Source organism: Streptomyces sp. NPDC087906 (genome assembly GCF_055584925.1).
In genome coordinates this window covers 883,110-904,547 of record NZ_JBVJLC010000003.1, presented here as the reverse complement: position 1 = coordinate 904,547, position 21,438 = coordinate 883,110, and the positions used below count along the sequence as shown (strand labels likewise).

General features: G+C 70.4%; 16 protein-coding genes. 12 read left to right on the top strand and 4 right to left on the bottom strand.

The window, feature by feature from the left end; translation table 11 throughout:
* The first annotated feature begins 29 nt into the window (after positions 1–29).
* Positions 30–1,547 (top strand): GTPase HflX, encoded by a 1,518-nt coding sequence (gene hflX, locus ACZ63I_RS13360; RefSeq protein WP_469338242.1) that lies wholly within the window; start codon positions 30–32, stop codon positions 1,545–1,547.
* A gap of 105 nt (positions 1,548–1,652) precedes the next feature.
* Here the strand turns inward: hflX and ACZ63I_RS13355 are convergent, their stop codons facing one another.
* Positions 1,653–2,828 (bottom strand): trypsin-like serine peptidase, encoded by a 1,176-nt coding sequence (locus ACZ63I_RS13355; protein WP_469338240.1) that lies wholly within the window; start codon positions 2,826–2,828, stop codon positions 1,653–1,655.
* A gap of 300 nt (positions 2,829–3,128) precedes the next feature.
* Here ACZ63I_RS13355 and ACZ63I_RS13350 point away from each other — a divergent pair, with 300 nt between their 5' ends.
* From ACZ63I_RS13350 to ACZ63I_RS13330, 5 genes are all read left to right on the top strand, one after another.
* Entirely contained in the window at positions 3,129–4,499 is a 1,371-nt protein-coding gene (locus ACZ63I_RS13350; protein ID WP_469338239.1) for a diaminobutyrate--2-oxoglutarate transaminase family protein, read from the top strand.
* A 37-nt stretch (positions 4,500–4,536) separates the two neighbouring features.
* Complete coding sequence (locus tag ACZ63I_RS13345) at positions 4,537–6,393, top strand: IucA/IucC family protein (protein ID WP_469338237.1); 1,857 nt, start codon at positions 4,537–4,539, stop codon at positions 6,391–6,393.
* Positions 6,394–6,436: 43 nt separating this feature from the next.
* A complete protein-coding gene (locus ACZ63I_RS13340; protein ID WP_469338236.1) occupies positions 6,437–7,147 on the top strand; it encodes a GNAT family N-acetyltransferase in 711 nt (236 codons plus the stop codon).
* A gap of 84 nt (positions 7,148–7,231) precedes the next feature.
* Positions 7,232–9,076, top strand: coding sequence for an IucA/IucC family protein (locus ACZ63I_RS13335; protein WP_469338234.1), 1,845 nt, complete (start codon positions 7,232–7,234; stop codon positions 9,074–9,076).
* 52 nt (positions 9,077–9,128) lie between these two features.
* Positions 9,129–11,099 (top strand): ATP-dependent DNA helicase, encoded by a 1,971-nt coding sequence (locus tag ACZ63I_RS13330; RefSeq protein WP_469338233.1) that lies wholly within the window; start codon positions 9,129–9,131, stop codon positions 11,097–11,099.
* A gap of 111 nt (positions 11,100–11,210) precedes the next feature.
* Here ACZ63I_RS13330 and lexA read toward each other — a convergent pair whose 3' ends face one another.
* A complete protein-coding gene (gene lexA / locus ACZ63I_RS13325) occupies positions 11,211–11,996 on the bottom strand; it encodes a transcriptional repressor LexA (RefSeq protein WP_469338231.1) in 786 nt (261 codons plus the stop codon).
* Between the two features lie 447 nt (positions 11,997–12,443).
* Here lexA and nrdR point away from each other — a divergent pair, with 447 nt between their 5' ends.
* On the top strand, positions 12,444–12,953 hold the full coding sequence (nrdR, locus tag ACZ63I_RS13320; protein ID WP_041983456.1) for a transcriptional regulator NrdR: 510 nt from the start codon (positions 12,444–12,446) through the stop codon (positions 12,951–12,953).
* Between the two features lie 151 nt (positions 12,954–13,104).
* Complete coding sequence (locus ACZ63I_RS13315) at positions 13,105–16,026, top strand: vitamin B12-dependent ribonucleotide reductase (RefSeq protein WP_469338229.1); 2,922 nt, start codon at positions 13,105–13,107, stop codon at positions 16,024–16,026.
* Positions 16,027–16,122: 96 nt separating this feature from the next.
* Here ACZ63I_RS13315 and ACZ63I_RS13310 read toward each other — a convergent pair whose 3' ends face one another.
* Positions 16,123–16,650, bottom strand: coding sequence for a TerD family protein (locus tag ACZ63I_RS13310; RefSeq protein WP_469338228.1), 528 nt, complete (start codon positions 16,648–16,650; stop codon positions 16,123–16,125).
* A 189-nt stretch (positions 16,651–16,839) separates the two neighbouring features.
* Between ACZ63I_RS13310 and ACZ63I_RS13305 the strand changes: the two genes are divergently transcribed.
* Both ACZ63I_RS13305 and ACZ63I_RS13300 read left to right on the top strand, forming a co-directional pair.
* Positions 16,840–17,445, top strand: coding sequence for a YdbC family protein (locus tag ACZ63I_RS13305; protein WP_469338226.1), 606 nt, complete (start codon positions 16,840–16,842; stop codon positions 17,443–17,445).
* Between the two features lie 37 nt (positions 17,446–17,482).
* Positions 17,483–18,142 carry a histidine phosphatase family protein gene (locus ACZ63I_RS13300; protein WP_469338224.1) on the top strand — a complete coding sequence of 220 codons (660 nt, stop codon included), beginning with the start codon at positions 17,483–17,485 and terminating at the stop codon, positions 18,140–18,142.
* A gap of 120 nt (positions 18,143–18,262) precedes the next feature.
* Here the strand turns inward: ACZ63I_RS13300 and ACZ63I_RS13295 are convergent, their stop codons facing one another.
* Positions 18,263–19,822, bottom strand: coding sequence for an MFS transporter (locus ACZ63I_RS13295; RefSeq protein WP_469338222.1), 1,560 nt, complete (start codon positions 19,820–19,822; stop codon positions 18,263–18,265).
* A 134-nt stretch (positions 19,823–19,956) separates the two neighbouring features.
* On the opposite strand from ACZ63I_RS13295, the gene ACZ63I_RS13290 reads away from it, so the two are divergent.
* On the top strand, positions 19,957–20,583 hold the full coding sequence (locus ACZ63I_RS13290) for a TetR/AcrR family transcriptional regulator (RefSeq protein ID WP_469338220.1): 627 nt from the start codon (positions 19,957–19,959) through the stop codon (positions 20,581–20,583).
* 51 nt (positions 20,584–20,634) lie between these two features.
* The gene (locus ACZ63I_RS13285) at positions 20,635–21,345 is read left to right on the top strand and encodes a ribonuclease HII (RefSeq protein WP_469338219.1); all 711 of its coding nucleotides are present in this window, start codon (positions 20,635–20,637) and stop codon (positions 21,343–21,345) included.
* The last annotated feature ends 93 nt before the right edge of the window (positions 21,346–21,438 follow it).

Sequence of the window (21,438 nt, the reverse complement as noted above, 5' to 3'; positions counted from 1 at the left end):
GCAGCTTCTGATTTCGACGTAAGGATCAAATGACCTCCTCTTCATCCCCTTCCCAGGACGCGCAGAGCTTCGCGGATGCCAGCACGACGGATCCCCGCACGGACAGCCTCCGGGCGGACGCCCTGATGGAAGAGGACGTCGCCTGGAGCCACGAGATCGACGGAGAGCGGGACGGCGACCAGTTCGACCGCTCCGACCGGGCCGCCCTGCGACGTGTGGCGGGCCTCTCCACCGAACTCGAAGACGTCACCGAGGTCGAGTACCGCCAGCTCCGCCTTGAGCGTGTGGTGCTCGTCGGTGTGTGGACGTCGGGAACGGCGCAGGACGCGGAGAACTCCCTCGCGGAGCTGGCCGCCCTCGCCGAGACCGCCGGCGCTCTCGTGCTGGACGGAGTCGTCCAGCGCCGCGACAAGCCGGACGCCGCGACGTACATCGGCTCGGGCAAGGCGAACGAACTGCGGGACATCGTCCTGGAGACCGGCGCCGACACCGTCGTGTGCGACGGTGAACTCAGCCCCGGCCAGCTCATCCACCTCGAAGACGTCGTCAAGGTCAAGGTGGTCGACAGGACCGCCCTGATCCTCGACATCTTCGCCCAGCACGCCAAGTCCCGTGAGGGCAAGGCGCAGGTCGCGCTCGCGCAGATGCAGTACATGCTGCCGAGGCTGCGCGGCTGGGGCCAGTCGCTGTCCCGGCAAATGGGTGGCGGCGGCGGTGGCGGTATGGCCACGCGCGGTCCCGGTGAGACCAAGATCGAGACGGACCGGCGGCGGATCCGCGAGAAGATGGCGAAAATGCGCCGGGAGATCGCGGAGATGAAGACGGGCCGCGAGATCAAGCGGCAGGAGCGGCGCCGCCACAAGGTGCCGTCGGTCGCCATCGCCGGATACACCAACGCGGGCAAGTCGTCCCTGCTCAACCGGCTCACCGGCGCGGGTGTCCTGGTGGAGAACGCCCTGTTCGCCACCCTGGACCCGACCGTGCGCCGGGCCGAGACACCGGGCGGCCGGCTCTACACGCTGACCGACACGGTCGGCTTCGTCCGGCATCTGCCGCATCACCTCGTCGAGGCGTTCCGCTCCACGATGGAGGAGGTCGGTGACTCCGATCTGATCCTGCATGTGGTCGACGGCTCGCATCCGGCACCGGAGGAGCAGTTGGCCGCCGTACGGGAAGTCGTACGCGACGTGGGCGCGGTGAACGTCCGCGAGATCGTGGTGATCAACAAGGCGGACGCGGCCGATCCGATCGTGCTCCAGCGGCTGCTGAGCGCCGAGCGCCATGCCATCGCCGTGTCGGCGCGCACCGGACAGGGCATCGCCGAACTGCTGGCGCTGCTCGACATGGAGCTGCCGAGGCCGCAGGTCGAGCTGGAAGTGCTCGTGCCGTACACGCACGGCGGGCTGGTCTCGCGGATCCATGCCGAGGGCGAGGTGCTGTCCGAGGAGCACACCCCGGAGGGCACGCGGCTCAAGGCCCAGGTCCACGAGGAGCTGGCGGCGGCGCTCGCCCCGTACGTACCGGTCGCGGTACCGGCTGCCACCTGACCGAGCGGCCACTTGGCCGAGCGGCCACTTGGTCGAACGACAGACGAAGGCCCGTCCCCTCCACGCGAGGGGACGGGCCTTCGTGCTGCCGTTACCGGGCCGGGGTCACTGCCCGGCGAACTTCTTGCTGACGCCGTCGTACACGCCCTTGGCCACGTCACCGAGGCGGGGGCCCGCCAGCCAGCCCGAGGTCACCGGGCCGATGGAGGTGTTGGAGACCAGCGCGGGCTTGCCGTCGGAGCCCTGCGCGACCCAGCCGCCGCCGGAGGAGCCGCCCGTCATGGTGCAGCCCACCCGGTACATCGTCGGGTCGGACTCGGTCAGCGAGAGCCGGCCGGGCCGGTCCTCGCACTGGTAGAGCTTCTGGCCGTCGAAGGGCGGAGCCGCCGGGTAGCCAGTCGCCGTCAGATCGCTGATCTTTGATGTGGCAGGGGCGTTGAAGTCCACCGGGAGGGCCGAACCGACCGTCTCCTCAAGGGACTTGCCGTTGCCGCCCTGCTCCGGGGTGACATGGAGCACCGCGTAGTCGTACGGAGCGCCGAGCCCGCCGCTCGACGCGCCCTGCGCGATCCACTGGTCCGAGGTCTGCGCCCAGTCCGCCCACCACACGCCGTCGGGCGCGACTTCGGTCTTCGGGGCCTGCTGCAACTGGTCCGTCGGCAGGCCCTTGTTGTTGTACGCGGGTACGAAGGCGAGGTTGCGGTACCAGCCGCCCGCCTTGCCGGCGTGGACGCAATGGCCCGCCGTCCACACCAAGTTGGACTTGCCGGGGTGCGCCGGGTCCTCGACCACGGTCGCCGAGCAGACCATCGAACCCTCGGGCCCGTCGAAGAACAGCTTGCCGGACGCGGGGGCGCTGTCGGCGTAAGGAGCCTTCACCGCGCGGGCCTTGATCGGCTCGGGCGTCGGGTCGGTGACACCCTGGTCGCCCGAGATGTCGTTGGGGACGGGCGTCTCCGGCGGCTCGTCCGCCTTGCGCATCCGGTCCTGGTCCCACAGCCCCGCGATGATCGGGTTGATGTAGTCCTTCGCCTCACGCAGCCACTTGTCCTTGTCCCAGTTCTTCCACTCGCCGTCCCGCCACTTGTCCAGGTCTATCCCGCGGGCCTTCAGCCGTTCCTTCAGATCGTCGGGGATCTTCACCTTGCCGTCGGCCGAACTGCTGGGCACGGCACTGGGCTTGTCGCTCGCGCTGTCGTCACCCGGCCCGCAGGCCGTGGCGGTCAGGGCGAGGACCGCGGCGACTGAAGCCGCGGCAAGCATCGGACGAATGGGTCGCATGGCGTGATCCCCCTGGGACTTCGGTACAGAACTGATGGCGCGAATGGAACAGTTGGCGCATCCTCGCTCACGGTCGCGGGGCCAGGACGCGGGGCCACCACTATGCCGGTCCCGTACGGGACCTCGCACAGCAGGTCCGTGGTTCCGGGCCGCAACGATCTTGCCGAGACCCGTGATCCCGGGGATCCGGTGTCGTTGGTACGAACGGAGGACACCGGCCAGCGTCCCCGTCGAACGCTCGGCGGTCGAGCGCCGTACTGACGTGCAACGCAACTGTGACAACGGGAGGACCGACAAGCCGTGGCCGTGACCGAACCCGCACCGGTGGCACCGACCGTCGCACACGAAGGCATTCTCCGCCGCCAGGCCCAACGCGAGTCCGCCGCCCGCACCTACGCGCGGTCCCTGCCCATCGTGCCGGTACGGGCCAGGGGGCTGACGATCGAAGGGGCCGACGGGCGCCGCTACTTGGACTGCCTGTCGGGGGCGGGCACGCTCGCCCTCGGGCACAACCACCCGGTGGTCCTGGAGGCGATCCGCGCAGTCCTCGACTCGGGCGCCCCGCTGCACGTCCTGGACCTCGCCACCCCCGTCAAGGACGCCTTCACGGACGAACTCTTCGCCACCCTCCCGGGGAAGCTGGCCGACCACGCCAAGGTGCAGTTCTGCGGTCCGGCCGGCACCGACGCCGTCGAGGCGGCCCTCACCCTCGTCAGGACCGCGACCGGCCGCGACGGCCTGCTCGCCTTCACCGGGGCGTACCACGGCATGACCAGCGGCGCCCTCGACGCCTCGGGCGGCGCCCGGGACGTGCGGGTGACCCGGCTGCCGTTCCCGCAGGACTACCGCTGCCCGTTCGGCGTCGGCGGCGGGCGCGGCGCCGAACTGGCCGCCCGCTGGACCGAGAACCTGCTCGACGACCCCAAGGGGGGCGTGCCCGCCCCGGCCGGCATGATCGTGGAGCCGGTGCAGGGCGAGGGCGGCGTCGTACCGGCCCCGGACGAGTGGCTGCGCCGGATGCGCCGGATCACCGAGGACCGGGGCATCCCCTTGATCGCCGACGAGGTGCAGACAGGCGTCGGACGGACGGGTACCTTCTGGGCGGTGGAGCACAGTGGGATCACCCCGGACGTCATGGTGCTCTCCAAGGCCATCGGCGGCTCCCTCCCGCTCGCCGTGATCGTCTACCACGCGGATCTGGACTGCTGGCAGCCGGGCGCCCACGCCGGCACCTTCCGGGGCAACCAGCTCGCTATGGCGGCGGGCGCGGCCACCCTCGCCTACGTACGGGAGAACGGGCTCGCCCGGCGCGCCGCGCTCCTCGGCGACCGGATGCTCGGCCAACTGCGGCAACTCGCCGGCCACCACCCCTGCGTGGGGGACGTCAGGGGCCGGGGGCTGATGATGGGCGTCGAGATCGTCGCCCCCGAGCCCGACGGCACCACCCCCGCGCCCGCGGATCCCGGTCTGGCCGCCGAGATCCAGCGGGAGTGCCTGAGCCGCGGACTCATCGTCGAACTCGGCGGACGCCACAGCGCCGTCGTACGGTTGCTCCCTCCCCTCACCCTCACCGACGAACAGGCCGTGGCGGTCCTCGACCGCTTCGCCGACGCCCTTGCCGCCGCCGAGCGTTCCGCGCTCCGCCGGACTCGGACCGGATCCTCGTACTGACCCCGTGACCCCGGACCCCCTTACAAGGAAGCCTTCCGTGAACCCCACACCCGCACCCGATGTGCCGGCGCACACCCCCCTCACCGTCGAGTCGGCCACGGTGCCACGGCAGCAGACGGGAGCCGCCGCCGAACCGCGCGGCTCCGCCGCGGAGAGCGCGGCGGACCGGCCGGCCGGCGACCATCTCGACCACCCGGACCCGCGGCAGGCCGCGGACGCGGCGGCCGTCGAGAACCTGCTGCGCTGCTGGGCCAGGGAGAACAACCTCGCCCGGCCCGAGGGCGACGTCCTGCGCATCCCGCTCACCATGAGCGGCACCGCCCTGCTCGCCCCCGTCCGGTACTGGTCGGCCACCGGCTGGCACCGCTTCGGGCTGCCCACCCTGGAGAGCGCCCCCGCCGGGGCACCCGAGGTGGAAGCCGTCACCCTCGCCTCGCTGCTGGCCCGCGAGTCGGGCCGGCAGCAGGGCGCCGACCTGGTCGGCAGAGTCGCCGACTCGGTGCACCGCACGGCCGACTTCGTCGCCGAGCGCCGACGCCGGCCCGAAGCCCCGGCCGACGCCGACCTCTTCCTGACCGGCGAGCAGTCGCTGCTCCTCGGCCACCCCCTCCATCCCACCCCCAAGAGCAGAGAAGGGCTCTCCGAAACCGAAGCCCGGCTCTACTCACCGGAGTTGCGCGGCTCCTTCCCGCTGCACTGGTTCGCCGTCGACCGGTCCGTACTCGCCACGGACTCCGCCTGGACCGAGCAGGGCAGGCTCGTGCCGGCCGAGCGGCTCACCGCCCGGTTCCTCGGCGACGTACCGCTCCCGGACCACACCGTCGCCCTGCCCCTCCATCCCTGGCAGGCAAGGGAGTTGGCGCACCGCCCCGCCGTCGCGCGGCTGCTCGGCGCGGGTCTGCTGCACGACCTCGGGCCGCACGGCGCGCCCTGGCATCCCACCTCCTCCATCCGGACCGTGCACCGCCCCGGTGCGCCGGTCATGCTCAAGCTCTCCCTGGGCCTGCGGATCACCAACTCCCGCCGGGAGAACCTCCGCAAGGAACTCCACCGGGGCGTCGAGGTGCACCGGCTGCTGCGCGCCGGACTCGCCGAGCGGTGGACGGCCGCCCACCCCCGCTTCGACATCGTCCGCGACCCCGCCTGGCTCGCCGTCGACGGCCCGGACGGCCAACCGGTCGGCGGACTCGACGTGATGCTGCGGCACAACCCGTTCGGCCCGGCCGACGACGCCGTCTGCATCGCCGGACTCACCGCGCCCCGGCCCTACCCCGGCCACCCGGGCGTCCACTCGCGCCTGGCCGCCGTCATCTCCGGCCTGGCCGCCCGCACCGGCCGCCCGCAGACCGCCGTGGCAGCCGAGTGGTTCCTGCGCTATCTCGACCATGTCGTACGGCCGGTGCTCTGGCTCGACGGCGCCGCGGGCATCGCCCTCGAAGCACATCAGCAGAACACGCTGGTGCTGCTCGACCCGCAGGGCTGGCCCGTCGGCGGACGCTACCGCGACAACCAGGGCTACTACTTCCGCGAGTCCCGCCGCGCTGAGCTGGACCGCAGCCTGCCCGGGATCGGCGTGACCAGCGACACCTTCGTCTCCGACGCGGTCACCGACGAGCGGTTCGCCTACTACCTCGCCATCAACAACGTGTTCGGCCTGATCGGCGCGTTCGGCTCGCAGCGGCTCGCCGACGAGCGCGTACTCCTCGCCGCCTTCCGCCAGTTCCTCACCCGCGCCGTCTCCCTCGGGTCGCCGCTGCCCGGCCAGTTGCTGGCGGCGGACACCCTGCGCTGCAAGGCCAATCTGCTGACCCGGATGCACGGCCTCGACGAACTCGTCGGCCCCGTCGACACCCAGTCCGTCTACGTCACCATCACCAACCCCCTTCGCCGCTGACCGAACACGAACCATCCGCACTGCCCGAGAGGAGAGCGCCACCGTGCCTCCCACCGATGCGAGCACCGACACCGGAACCAGCTCCAACGACACCCTCGACCTGCGACTGAGCGACCAACTCGGCGCGCTGTTCGCGGAAGGGGAGCCGGTGACCTCCCCTCCACCACCGGGCGCCTTCGACGACGACCTGCTGGACTCCCTCGGCAACTGGGGGCCCGTGACCACCCCCGCCGGCGTCTTCCAGCTCGTCCCCGTACGCGTCGAGCGCGACCTGGCGCTCATCACCCGCTGGATGAACGACCCGGCCGTCGCCGCCTTCTGGGAGCTGGCAGGCTCCGAAGGCGTGACCGCCACGCATCTGCGCGGACAGCTCGACGGCGACGGACGCAGCGTCCCCTGCCTCGGCGTGCTCGGCGGGATCCCCATGAGCTACTGGGAGATCTACCGCGCCGACCTCGACCCGCTGGCCAGGCACTATCCGTCCCGCCCGCACGACACGGGAATCCATCTGCTCCTCGGCGGGGTGACGGACAGGGGCCGGGGCATCGGCACCACCCTGCTGAGGGCAGTCGCCGATCTCATCCTGGAGCAACGACCCCGCTGCGCGCGCGTCCTTGCCGAACCAGACCTCCGCAACACCCCCTCCGTGGCAGCATTTCTGAACGCCGGTTTCCGTTTCTCGGCGGAAGTCGAACTTCCCGACAAGCGGGCCGCCCTGATGGTCCGCGAACGCGCGCTCCGCGACCTGCTCTGAACGATCCGCGCGCGGCCCGCCGGTTGCCCCGCTGCCTGAGATACACCGCTCGAACCAGATCGGTTCCGTTCCCGAGGAGTCCCCGTGTCGACATCCCCTGCCACCCATGACTCCGACTCCCCGCTGTTCTCCCCACCCGAGCTGAACCCGGACACCTGGGAGCGGGCCTCCGGCCGGCTCCTCGCCAAACTGCTCGGAGAGTTCTCCTACGAGGAGATCGTCCAGCCCGTCGCCGTCCCCGACCGCGTCCCCGACCACCTCGCCGACCCTGCGGGAGCGCAGCGGTACGCCCTCACGCTCGACGCCGGAGACACGCTCACCTTCCGCGCGGCGCGCGGCGCCTACGGCAGTTGGCGCGTCGACCCGGACAGCGTCGAACACCAGGGCCTGCCCTTCACCGACCCGCTGCGCTTCCTGCTCCTCGCCCGCGGCCTGCTCGCACTCGACGGCGAGACCCTCGGCCATCTCGTACGCGAACTCACCACCACCCTCGCCGCCGACGCCCGGCTCGACCACACCGCCCTCACCGCGGACCGGCTCGCCGACCTCGACTACGCCGCACTCGAAGGACACCAGACGGGCCACCCCTGGATCGTCCTCAGCAAGGGCCGGGCGGGCTTCTCCGCCACCGACACCGCCCGCTGGGCCCCGGAGGCCCGCACCCCCGCCCGGCTGCCCTGGATCGCCGTCAGCACCACCCTCGCCACCTACCGCGGCGTCCACGAACTGCGCACACCGGACCGGCTCTACGGCACCGAACTCGACGCGTCCGTCCGCGAGCGGTTCGACACCGTCCTGCGCGAGCGCGGGCTCGACCCCGGCGGCTACCTCTACCTGCCCGTACACCCCTGGCAGTGGGACGAGGTGCTGCTCCAGCTCTACACCCCCGCCATAGCCCGGGGGGCGATCGTCCCGCTCCCCACCGACGGCGACCTCAGGCTGCCGCAGCAGTCCATCAGGACCTTCCTGAACGTCGACAGGCCCGACCGGCACACGGTCAAGCTGCCGCTGTCCATCCTCAACACCCTGGTCTGGCGCGGCCTGCCGACCAGGCGCACCCTCGCGGCCCCCGCCGTCACCGCCTGGGTGCACTCCCTGCGCGACACCGACCCCTATCTGCACGACGAGTGCGGGGTGATCCTGCTCGGCGAGGTCGCCTCCGTCACGGTCGAACACCCCCTCTACGACCAACTCCCCGAAGTGCCCTACCAGTACAAGGAAATCCTCGGCGCGATCTGGCGCGAGCCGCTGCCCGGCCTGCTCGCCCCCGGCGAACGCGCCCGCACCCTCGCGTCCCTGCTCCAGGTCGACCCGCACGGCCGGGCGCTCACCACCGAGCTGATCGCCCGGTCGGGACTCACCCCGTCCGACTGGCTCCAGCGGCTGTTCGCCGCGCTCCTGCCGCCGCTGCTGCACTTCCTCTACCGCTACGGGACGGTCTTCTCGCCGCACGGCGAGAACGCCATCGTCGTCTTCGACGAGCGGGACGTGCCGGTCCGGCTGGCCATCAAGGACTTCGTGGACGACGTCAACGTGAGCGCCCAGCGGCTGCCGGAGCACGCCACCATGCCCGACGAGGTGCGCGACATCCTCCTCACCGAAGAGCCCTCCTTCCTCACCCAGTTCATCCATTCCGGTCTCTTCGTCGGCGTGTTCCGCTACCTGTCACCGCTGTGCCAGGAGCAACTGGACGTACCGGAGGACGAGTTCTGGTCGCTCGTACGGGCGGAGATCCTGCGCTACCAGGCCCGCTTCCCGGAGCTGAAGGAGCGCTTCGAGACGTTCGACCTGCTCACCCCCCGGATCGAGCGGCTCTGCCTCAACCGCAACCGGCTCCATCTCGACGGTTACCGGGACCGCACGGAGCGCCCGCACGCCGCCGTGCACGGCACGGTCGCCAACCCGCTCGCCGGGCCGCCCGCGCCCTGACGGAGCGAGCGTGGGCGTCGTTGTCAGTGGCGACCCGTAGGGTGGTCGGGCTATGACGAAGCCATCACTCCCCGAGCTCCTCCACGCCGCCGTGACCGCCGTAGGCGGCGTGGAGCGGCCCGGCCAGGTCACCATGGCCGAGGCCGTCGCAGAGGCCATCGACACCCCTTCCCACCTGCTGGTCCAGGCCGGCACCGGCACGGGCAAGTCCCTCGGCTATCTGGTGCCCGCCCTGGCCCACGGCGAGCGGGTGGTGGTGGCCACGGCGACGCTCGCGCTCCAGCGCCAGCTCGTGGAGCGCGACCTGCCCCGTACGGTCGACGCGCTCCACCCGCTGCTGCGCCGCCGCCCCGAGTACGCGATGCTCAAGGGCCGCTCCAACTACCTCTGCCTGCACCGCCTCAACGAAGGCATGCCGCAGGACGAGGAGGACGCGCTCTTCGACCAGTTCGAGGCAGCGGCGCCCACCAGCAAACTCGGCCAGGACCTGCTCCGGATGCGGGACTGGGCGGACGAGACCGAGACCGGCGACCGGGACGCGCTGACACCGGGCGTCTCCGACCGCGCCTGGGCCCAGGTCTCCGTCTCCTCGCGCGAGTGCCTCGGGGCGACCAAGTGCGCCTACGGCGCCGAGTGCTTCGCCGAGCTGGCGCGTGAGCGCGCCAAGCTCGCCGATGTCGTCGTCACCAATCACGCGCTCCTCGCCATCGACGCCATCGAGGGCGCGCCCGTGCTCCCGCAGCACGAGGTGCTGATCGTCGACGAGGGCCATGAGCTGGTCTCCCGGGTCACCGGTGTCGCCACGGGCGAGCTGACCCCGGGCCAGGTCAACCGCGCGGTGCGCCGCTCGGCCAAGCTGGTCAACGAGAAGGCGGCCGACTCCCTCCAGACGGCGGCGGAGACCTTCGAGCGGCTGATGGAGCTGGCCCTGCCGGGGCGGCTCGAAGAGATCCCCGAGGACCTCGGCTACGCGCTGATGGCGCTGCGCGACGCGGCCCGTACGGTGCTCTCCGCGCTCGGCTCGACCCGCGACAAGTCCGTGCAGGACGAGGACGTGGTGCGCAAGCAGGCGCTCGCCTCGGTGGAGGCGGTGCACAGCGTGGCCGAGCGGATCGCCAACGGCTCGGAGTGGGACGTCGTCTGGTTCGAGCGCCATGACCGGTTCGGCGCGTCCCTGCGGGTCGCTCCGCTCTCGGTCTCCGGGCTGCTGCGGGAGAAGCTCTTCACCGACCGCTCCGTCGTGCTGACCTCCGCCACCCTCAAGCTCGGCGGTGACTTCAACGGCGTGGGCGCCTCGCTCGGCCTCGCGCCCGAGGGCACGGTGGGCGAGGACGTCCCGCAGTGGAAGGGCGTGGACGTCGGGTCGCCGTTCGACTATCCCAAGCAGGGCATCCTGTATGTCGCCCGGCATCTCAACCCGCCGGGCCGCGAGGGCTCGCGCTCCGACATGATGGACGAGCTGGCGGAGCTGGTGGAGGCGGCGGGCGGGCGCACGCTCGGCCTCTTCTCCTCGATGCGGGCCGCCCAGGCGGCGGCCGAGGAGCTGCGGGTCAGGCTGGACGTGCCGATCCTGCTCCAGGGCGAGGAGACCCTCGGCGAGCTGATCAAGGCGTTCGCCGCCGACCCCGCCACATGCCTGTTCGGCACGCTCTCGCTGTGGCAGGGCGTCGATGTGCCGGGGCCCAGCTCCCAGTTGGTGGTCATGGACCGGATTCCGTTCCCGCGCCCGGACGATCCGCTGATGAGCGCGCGCCAGAAGGCCGTGGAAGAGGCCGGGGGCAACGGATTCATGGCCGTGGCGGCGACGCACGCGGCGCTGCTGATGGCGCAGGGCGCCGGCCGGCTGGTCCGGGCGAGCGGTGACCGCGGTGTGGTGGCCGTGCTGGACCCGAGGCTGGCGACCGCGCGCTACGGGAGCTATCTGCGCGCCTCGCTGCCCGACTTCTGGTACACCACGGACCGCAACCAGGCGCGCCGCTCGCTCGCGGCGATCGACGAGCTGGCCAAGAAGGAAGGCCGGTAGCGCCAGAAGGAAGGCCGGTGGCGGGGGAGCCGGGGGCACAACAGAGCCCCGGGGGACCGTCTCGTACGGCATCCCGGGGCCTGGTCGAGGCCGATGGGTGACAGCGGAGCGTCACACGCGGCGCAGGACCGCCACCACCTTGCCGAGGATGGTCGCGTCGTCGCCGGGAATCGGCTGGTACGCGGCGTTGTGCGGGAGCAGCCAGACATGGCCGTCCTCGCGGCGGAAGCGCTTGACCGTGGCCTCGCCCTCCAGCATCGCGGCGACGATGTCGCCGTTCTCGGCGACGGGCTGGCGGCGGACCGTCACCCAGTCACCGTCGCAGATGGCCGCCTCGATCATCGAGTCACCGACGACCTTCAGGACGAACAGCTCCCCGTCACCCACCAGTTGGCGGGGGAGCGGGAAGACGTCCTCGACGGACTCCTCGGCGAGGATCGGCCCGCCGGCCGCGATCCGGCCGACCAGCGGTACGTACGAAGCGGCCGGCTTGCCCGTCGTATCGGTCTGCTGCGTGCTCGGCTGGTCGGAGCCGCGGACCTCGTACGCCCGGGGCCGGTGCGGGTCGCGGCGCAGGAAGCCCTTGCGCTCCAGGGCCATGAGCTGATGGGCCACCGACGACGTGCTCGACAGGCCGACCGCTTGGCCGATCTCCCGCATCGACGGCGGGTATCCGCGCCGCTGCACGGAGTCGCGGATGACCTCGATGACCCTGCGCTGCCGGTCGGTGAGACCGGAGCTGTCCGCCCTGATTCCAGGAGGTCGACCGGGCAGCGAGCGCGCCGGCTTCGCGCCGTCCGGGTTCGGGACTGCGTCATTCATGGCATGCACCGGCTCGAATCGGCTCTGGGAGCGGTCCTGGGCAGTGATGGTGGCACTGTCTGCGGTGGTGGTCACGTCGGCCCCTCTCGAATGTGTTCTCCCTAGCTGGACAACGGTAGTAGCTTTCGAAAGGTTGCGCCAAACACACGTTCGAGTGAAAAATTACAGAGACCCCTACGTAGGGCTGCGCCTGGGTGTATGGACCGGCCATGCGGGTGGCTGTGCGGTGCCTTCGCCACCGTATCGCCCGGGGGTCCGCGAGCGGCGGCGGCGCGCCCTTCCCGTACTCTCGTGGCCGGTCGGTGAGACCCGCCGGTACGCCTACGACGCGCGACACGCGTAGAGGCGTATGGTGCGCGCAGACACCAGATCTAGTGGTTGGATTATCTCAGCCACCCAGAAGTTGTGGTCCCGGGTCTTTCCCGGTCGAGGCCATCGCCTATGCTGGGGGTTGCTTCGAGGGGCGGTTTCCGGCCTCTGACGAGGCTATTCAGCCATGCTGCGAAGGAGGGAGAGGGAACCGTGCACTGTCCCTTCTGCAGGCACCCCGACAGCCGCGTCGTCGACAGTCGCACCACCGACGACGGGACGTCGATCCGGCGCCGCCGGCAGTGCCCCGACTGCTCCCGCCGGTTCACGACGGTGGAGACCGCTTCGCTGATGGTCATCAAGCGCAGCGGCGTGACCGAACCCTTCAGCCGTACCAAGGTCATCTCCGGCGTGCGCAAGGCGTGCCAGGGGCGGCCGGTCACCGAGGACGCCCTCGCCCAGCTCGGCCAGCGGGTCGAGGAGGCACTGCGCGCCACCGGAAGCGCCGAGCTGACCACCCACGACGTGGGTCTGGCCATACTCGGCCCCCTGCAGGAACTCGACCTCGTCGCGTATCTGCGTTTCGCATCCGTGTACCGGGCTTTCAACTCGCTCGAAGACTTCGAGGCCGCCATCGGCGAGCTGCGCGAGCGGCCTCACGCACAGGACGGCGCGGCCGGCGAGGACCCCGAGGTCCCCGTGCCCGCCACCGCCGCCGACTGACCGGCCGGCCACCACCGGCCGCTCACGCGGCGATCAGGACCGGACCAGACGTGCCACGGACGCATCGACGCGTCCGACGGCAGCACAGACATGACGTGCCACGGGAAGAATATGGCACTTCAGAGCGTTTTTGTACGTATATGGAGGCGGCATGACACAGACGACGAGCGGCCCGGCACGAGGCTCCCGGACCAAGGGCGCCAAGGCAGGCAAGGGTCTGCGGATCGAGCGGATCCACACCACGCCCGGAGTGCATCCGTACGACGAGGTGGCCTGGGAGCGCCGTGACGTCGTCATGACCAACTGGCGCGACGGCTCGGTCAACTTCGAGCAGCGTGGCGTCGAGTTCCCCGACTTCTGGTCGCTGAACGCGGTCAATATCGTCACCAGCAAGTACTTCAGGGGCGCCGTGGGCACCCCGCAGCGCGAGACCGGTCTGCGGCAGCTCATCGACCGCATCGTGCGGACGTACCGCAAGGCAGGCGAGGACTTCCAGTACTTCGCCTCGCCCGCCGACGCCGAGATCTTCGAGCACGAGCTGGCGTACGCGCTGCTGCACCAGGTCTTCAGCTTCAACTCCCCGGTGTGGTTCAACGTCGGCACCCCGCAGCCGCAGCAGGTCTCCGCCTGCTTCATCCTGGCGGTCGACGACTCGATGGACTCGATCCTCGACTGGTACAAGGAAGAGGGGATGATCTTCAAGGGCGGCTCGGGCGCCGGCCTGAACCTCTCCCGGATCCGCTCCTCCAAGGAGCTGCTCTCCTCCGGCGGCAACGCGTCGGGCCCCGTCTCCTTCATGCGCGGCGCCGACGCCTCGGCCGGCACGATCAAGTCGGGCGGCGCCACCCGCCGTGCGGCCAAGATGGTCATCCTCGACGTCGACCACCCCGACATCGAGGACTTCATCCAGACCAAGGTCAAGGAAGAGGAGAAGATCCGCGCGCTGCGTGACGCGGGCTTCGACATGGACCTGGGCGGCGACGACATCACGTCCGTCCAGTACCAGAACGCCAACAACTCGGTCCGGGTGAACGACGAGTTCATGCACGCCGTCGAGAACGGCGCCAAGTTCGGCCTCAAGGCCCGGATGACCGGCGAGGTCATCGAAGAGGTCGAGGCCAAGTCCCTCTTCCGCAAGATGGCGGAGGCCGCCTGGGCGTGCGCCGACCCCGGCATCCAGTACGACGACACGATCAACCGCTGGCACACCTGCCCCGAGTCCGGCCGGATCAACGGCTCGAACCCGTGCAGCGAGTACATGCACCTGGACAACACCTCGTGCAACCTGGCCTCGCTGAACCTGATGAAGTTCCTCAAGGACGACGGCAAGGGCCACCAGTCCTTCGAGGTCGACCGGTTCGCCAAGGTCGTCGAGCTGGTCATCACCGCGATGGACATCTCCATCTGCTTCGCCGACTTCCCCACGCAGAAGATCGGTGAGAACACCCGCGCCTTCCGCCAGCTCGGCATCGGCTACGCCAACCTCGGCGCCCTGCTGATGGCCACGGGCCACGCGTACGACTCGGACGGCGGCCGCTCGCTGGCCGGCGCCATCACCTCCCTGATGACCGGCACCTCGTACCGGCGCTCCGCCGAACTCGCCGCTGTCGTCGGCCCGTACGACGGCTACGCCCGCAACGCCGAGCCGCACAACCGGGTCATGAAGCAGCACTCGGACGCCAACGCCAACGCCACCGCGCCGCGCGTGGACGACCTGGACAGCCCCGTCTGGGCCGCGGCCACCGAAGCCTGGCAGGACGTGCTGCGCCTCGGCGAGAAGAACGGCTTCCGCAACGCGCAGGCGTCCGTCATCGCCCCGACCGGCACGATCGGTCTCGCGATGTCCTGCGACACCACGGGACTTGAGCCGGACCTGGCCCTCGTCAAGTTCAAGAAGCTCGTCGGCGGCGGCTCGATGCAGATCGTCAACGGCACGGTGCCGCAGGCGCTGCGCCGGCTGGGCTACCAGGAGGAGCAGATCGAGGCGGTCGTCGCCCACATCGCCGAGCACGGCAATGTGATCGACGCGCCCGGTCTGAAGACCGAGCACTACTCGGTGTTCGACTGCGCCATGGGCGAGCGGTCCATCTCGGCCATGGGCCACGTGCGGATGATGGCGGCCATCCAGCCGTGGATCTCCGGCGCGCTGTCCAAGACCGTCAACCTGCCGGAGACGGCGACCGTCGAGGACGTCGAAGAGGTCTACTTCGAGGCGTGGAAGATGGGCGTCAAGGCGCTCGCGATCTACCGCGACAACTGCAAGGTCGGCCAGCCCCTCTCCGCGAAGAAGAAGGAGAAGGCGGCCGAGGAGGTCACGGAGAAGACCGAGTCCACCCTCCGCCAGGCGGTGGAGAAGGTCATCGAGTACCGCCCGGTCCGCAAGCGCCTGCCCAAGGGCCGTCCCGGCCTGACCACCTCCTTCACGGTGGGCGGCGCCGAGGGCTACATGACGGCGAACTCCTACCCGGACGACGGTCTGGGCGAGGTCTTCCTGAAGATGTCCAAGCAGGGCTCGACCCTCGCGGGCATGATGGACGCCTTCTCGATCGCCGTGTCCGTCGGGCTCCAGTACGGCGTGCCGCTGGAGACGTACGTCTCGAAGTTCACCAACATGCGCTTCGAGCCGGCCGGTATGACGGACGACCCGGACGTGCGGATGGCGCAGTCGATCGTCGACTACATCTTCCGCCGCCTCGCGCTGGACTTCCTGCCCTTCGAGACGCGCTCCGCGCTCGGCATCCACTCGGCCGAGGAGCGCCAGCGCCACCTCGACACCGGCTCGTACGAACAGCCGGACGACGGGCTCGAAGGCGACGAGGGTCTGGACACCGACAGCCTGGCCCAGTCCGCCCCCCGGCGGCAGGAGCCCGCGCTGAAGGCGGTCGCGACGACGCCCTCGGTCCCGGCGATGACCCCGGCCCCGCAGGAGGCCCACACCTCGGCGGAGCTGGTCGAGATGCAGCTCGGCATCAGCGCCGACGCACCGCTGTGCTTCTCCTGCGGTACGAAGATGCAGCGGGCCGGGTCCTGCTACATCTGCGAGGGCTGCGGGTCCACCAGCGGCTGCAGCTAATCCGGAACACCGGCCCCCGTCGGACGTGCGGACGTCCGACGGGGGCCGGTGCCGTGCTCGTGCGGAGCGTCGGCGGCGCTGTCGGACGCGGCCCGGTCAGACGCGGCCCATCAGCCTGCCGAAGGACTGCGGGTCCGTGTCGTCGAAGGCGTGGACGGCCGGGCGGAACACCCAGACGCCGCCGGGCTCGCGGCTGAACTCGGCGAACGTCGCCGCCGTGGCCTCCGCGACATCGGCGAAGTCGTACGCCGCCAGCTCGTTGTAGCCCTCCAGCACCCGCACGGAGGGGTTGGTTATCTCGCCGAACGTCCGCTCGCCGTCGCGCTGCTGTATGGCCACCCCCACCACGACGCGGGTGAAGGCGTCCCCCAGCCGGTCCAGCTCCAGCGTCATGTCCTCGTCCGTGCCGAAACCGACCCCGTCCTTGCTGTCCCGGTTCAGCGTGATCGTGCCGTCCGGTGAGCGGCTGCCGAAGAAGACCAGGTAGGCGGGGTTGCCGTGCGGATCGTCCGAGGTGAACGTCCCCGCGACGAGGTCCAGGTCATGGGCCGGCTGCCCGAGCGGGCTCGGATCCCATTTCAGGGTGACCTCGGCCTTGGACACCCCTTTGTTGAGGTTGCTCATCAGTCTCTCGCCCTCCCGCGACGGGCCGTGTTCCCAGCCTTGATTGCCAGGCTAGACCGGCCCACCGACAACGCGGCGGGACCGGGGTCTCCGGGCCGCCAGGTTGGCCGGTTTCCGCTTGCCGCCGGGTGTGCGTGACGTGAACCGGACAGTGACCCGCGCCACGCCCCGGCCCCGTACGATGGCGCGGTGCTGGTCAAGTGGATTCGCTGCACCGTGGTCGACCGTCGAGGTTTTGAACGCGGGCAGCGGAAATGGGCGGGGTTGCTCGGCGAACCGGGGTTCAGGGGGCAGGGCGGCGGATGGAGCAGGGTGCGGCCGGGCGTGGCCCACGTCTTCACCTTCTGGGAGAGCCGTGCGTTCTACGACTCGTTCATGGCGCGCGCCCATGACCGGCTGGCGGCGGCGCAGTCGGGGACGTACAAGGACAGCCAGGCCAAGCTGTTCGACCACCGCTTCGACGTGAAGACCGGCTTCGAGCCGAGGTTCACCGACGCCGACGTGGTGCGGGTCGCGCACAGCAAGGTGCACGAGGACCGGGTCGAGCACTTCGCGCTGATGCAGGAGAAGGTGTGGAACCCGGCGATGGCCGGCTCGCCCGGCATGCTGCGCGGGCTGTTCGGGGAGGCGCCGGGCAACGAGTTCCTGGTGCTGTCCATGTGGCAGTCGGCGGCCGAGCACGGGAAGTACCGCATCGAGCGGGTCGAGCGGCTGACGCTGCGTGCCCAGACCGCCACCGACGTGGCCGCGCTGGCCGGGGACATCGTCGAGCTGGAACCCTCCTGGACGGTATGACAATCCCCCTACGACCGGACGATCTAAGGTCGGGGGTATGGCACGACCGCGACGCATCGTCCTCGTCCGGCACGGCGAGTCCGAAGGCAATGCCGACGACTCGGTGTACGAACGGGAACCCGACCATGCCCTGAGACTGACCCCCGCCGGACGCCGGCAGGCCGAGGAGACCGGTGTGCGGCTGCGCCGGATGTTCGGCGCCGCCCCGGTCAGCGCGTACGTCTCGCCGTACCGCCGCACCCACGACACCTTCCACGCGTTCGGCCTCGACCCGGCGCTGGTACGGGTCCGCGAGGAGCCCAGACTGCGGGAGCAGGACTGGGGGAACTGGCAGGACCGGGACGACGTGCGGCTGCAGAAGACCTACCGCGACGCGTACGGGCACTTCTTCTACCGCTTCCCGCAGGGCGAGTCGGGCGCCGACGTGTACGACCGGGTCGGCGCGTTCCTGGAGAGCCTGCACCGCAGCTTCGAGGAACCGGACTCGCCGCAGAACGTCCTGCTGGTGACCCACGGCCTCACCATGCGGCTGTTCTGCATGCGCTGGTTCCACTGGTCGGTGGCCGAGTTCGAGTCGCTGTCGAACCCGGGCAACGCCGAGACCAGGACCCTGCTGCTCGGCCCGGACGGCCGGTACACGCTGGACAGGGAATTCGAACGCTGGCGCGTCCCCGAGCCGTACGGCGTCACCAGTTGACCGAGGGAGCGACCGGCAACGGGCCGGTCGGGGTGTCCGGCGCCGACCCCGACGTACGGGACGGACCCGCCGTCCGTCCCGTACCGCTCCGCCGTCCGCCCGCCCTGCGGCGGGCGGTGCTCAGGCCGCGGGGCCCGCGGCTTCGGCCTTGCCGCTCAGGGCTTCCAGGTCGCTCTTGCGTACGCGGATCACCAGGAGGGCCGTCAGCAGGGCGACTCCCGCCATCGCCACGGCGGCGAGGAACGCGCTGGAGATGCTCTGGGTGAGCACTTCATGACCCCAGCGGCCAGGGAACTGCTGGGTCTTGGCGAGCTGCGCCTTCTCCTGCGGGTTCGCGTGCGCCATGAAGTCCGGCAGCACCTTCTTCGCCTCGTCCCTGCTCGCCGTGCCGAACACGGTCACCAGGATCGACAGGCCCAGCGAACCGCCCACCTGCTGGCTCGCGTTCAGCAGGCTGGAGGCCGCGCCCGCTTCGTGCTGGGCGACCCCGGACACCGCGGTCAGGGTGAGCGTGACGAAGTTGAGCCCCATGCCGAGACCGAAGACCATGAGCGGCCCGATCACACCGCCGAGGTACGAGCTGTCCGGTGTGATCTGCGTCTGCCAGAACAGGCCGAGACCGGTCAGGGCCGCGCCGGTCACCATGAACGGCTTGGGGCCGAGCACCGGCAGCAGCCGCTGCGAAAGACCGGCGCCCACGACGATCGCCACGGTCACCGGCAGGAAGGCGAGACCGGACTGGATCGGGGAGTACCCGAGCACGTTCTGGACGAACTGGACGATGAAGAAGAACATCCCGAACATCGCCGCCGCGAGGCACAGCATGATGACGTAGGAACCCGAGCGGTTGCGGTCGGCGAACATCCGCAGCGGCACGATGGGTTCCTTCGCGCGCGACTCGATGAGCGCGAAGGCGGCGAGCAGCACGACGGCCGCCACGAACGACGCGATGGTGAGCGAGTCCCGCCAGCCGTCCTCCGACGCCCGGATGAAGCCGTACACCAGCGAGGCCATGCCGAGGGTCGAGGTCGCGGCCCCCGAGAGGTCGAAGCGGCCGGGATGGCGCTTCGACTCGGTGATGTAGATCGGCGCCAGTACGGCGATGAGCACCCCGATCGGTACGTTGACGAACAGCACCCAGCGCCAGTTCAGCCACTCGGTGAGCATGCCGCCGGCCAGCAGGCCGATCGCGCCGCCGCCGGCCGAGACGGCGGCGAAGACGGCGAAGGCCCTGTTGCGTTCGGGGCCTTCGGGGAAGGTGGTGGTGACCAGGGCCAGTGAGGTGGGTGAGGCGATGGCGCCGCCGACCCCCTGGAGGGCGCGGGCGGCGAGCAGTTGCCACGGCTCCTGGGCGAAGCCGCCGAGGAGCGAGGCCAGGGTGAAGAGCAGGATGCCCGCCATGAACACCCGGCGGCGGCCCAGGATGTCGCCCGCCCTGCCGCCCAGCAGCAGCATTCCGCCGAAGGTGAGGGTGTAGGCGCTGACCACCCAGGACAGGTCGGCGGTGGAGAAGCTGAGGGCGTCTTGAATATGCGGTAGCGCGATGTTCACAATCGTCGAGTCGAGTACCACCATGAGCTGGCAGGCTGCGATGACGGCGAGGGCGATCCCAGGGCGCCCGCTCCGGCGGGCGGCGCCCGGTTCTCTGTCCGCTGTTTCGAGTTGAGAGGTTGTCGTCACTGTTGGATCCCCCACAAGTGAATTAGTGAACGTGCCCGTTCACTGTCCTCGACTACGGTAGTGAGTCCCCAACAGAGAACGCAAGCGTTCACTGGAGCTGCCGTCCGGAGTGTTGCCCCGATGGAGAGTCACTGATGGTTTCTTCGCACTCTGCGGCCACCGCTCGGCCGCAGCAGGTGTCGTTGCGCCGCCGAGGGCCCGTGCTGGAACGCGCGATCCTCGACGCCGCGTTGGAGCAGTTGAGTACGGTCGGCTGGAACGGCCTGACCATGGAAGGCGTCGCGGCGGCCGCGCAGACGGGCAAGGCCGCCGTCTACCGCCGCTGGCCGTCCAAGGAGGACCTCGTCGTCGAGGCCCTGCGGGACGGGCTGCCGACGATGGAGGAGCCGCCCGACCTCGGCAGTGTCCGCGCCGATCTGTACGAACTCTGCGTGGTGATCAGGGCGGGGATGTACTCGCGTACCGGCGCCGCGCTCCGCGCCGTACTGCACGAGTGCGACGCGTCGAGCGCCGAGCGCTTCCACGAGCTGATCATCAGCAGTGTCATCGAGCCGTCGACGCGGCTCTTCGGCGAGGTGGTCCGCCGGGGGATCGCGCGGGGTGAGGTCCGCTCCGGCGCGGCCGACGCGATGGTCTACGACGTCATCCCCGCCCTGATGATGTACCGGACGAAGGTGTGCGCGAGTGACTGGGCGGAGGTCGAGATCGCCGAGGTCATCGACAAGGTCATGATGCCGCTGCTGCGGCTGCCGTCCGGCTGACCGCACCCTGGCTGTCGCGCGGCGCCGGGGCGGCGTAATCTTGCTGGCGTCATGCCGTACGAACCACCCACCCACACCGTCGAGCGCTCGCTCCGCGCCACCACAGACGCCACCGTGATCGCCGGCGTCGACGAGGTCGGACGCGGAGCGTGGGCCGGTCCCGTGACGGTGTGCGCGGCGGTCACCGGTCTGCGCAGGCCGCCGGCGGGACTCACCGACTCCAAGCTGCTCACCCCCAAGCGCCGTACGGCGCTTGCGGGTCAGCTCGACGGCTGGGTCACGGCGCACGCCATCGGGCATGCCTCCCCGGAGGAGATCGACGACCTCGGGATGACGGCGTCGCTGCGGCTCGCCGCCGTACGCGCCCTGGAAGCCCTGCCGATACGGCCGCACGCGGTGATCCTCGACGGCAAGCACGACTACCTCGGCGGGCCGTGGCGGGTCCGTACGGTCATCAAGGGCGACCAGTCCTGCGTATCGGTGGCGGCCGCTTCGGTGCTCGCCAAGGTGCGCAGGGACGCGATGATGGCCGAACTGGCCGACGGAGCGGCCGAGTACGCGCCGTACGCCTTCGCCGACAACGCCGGCTATCCCTCGCCCGTGCACCGGGCGGCGCTGGAGGAGCGGGGGCCGACGGAGCACCACCGGCTCTCGTGGTCCTACCTCGACGCGCTGCCCCGGTGGCGGCATCTCAAGAAGTTCCGGGTGGCCGCCGCACCGGACACGTTGGAAGACGGGGGCCAACTCGGCTTCGATTTCTGAAACTTCCGGTGAACCCTGGGACCGGTGGGTGCTTTTCTGCCGCGACCATGGGTATCTCCGCAAACATGGGCACAAATGTGCCCACCCCGCCGA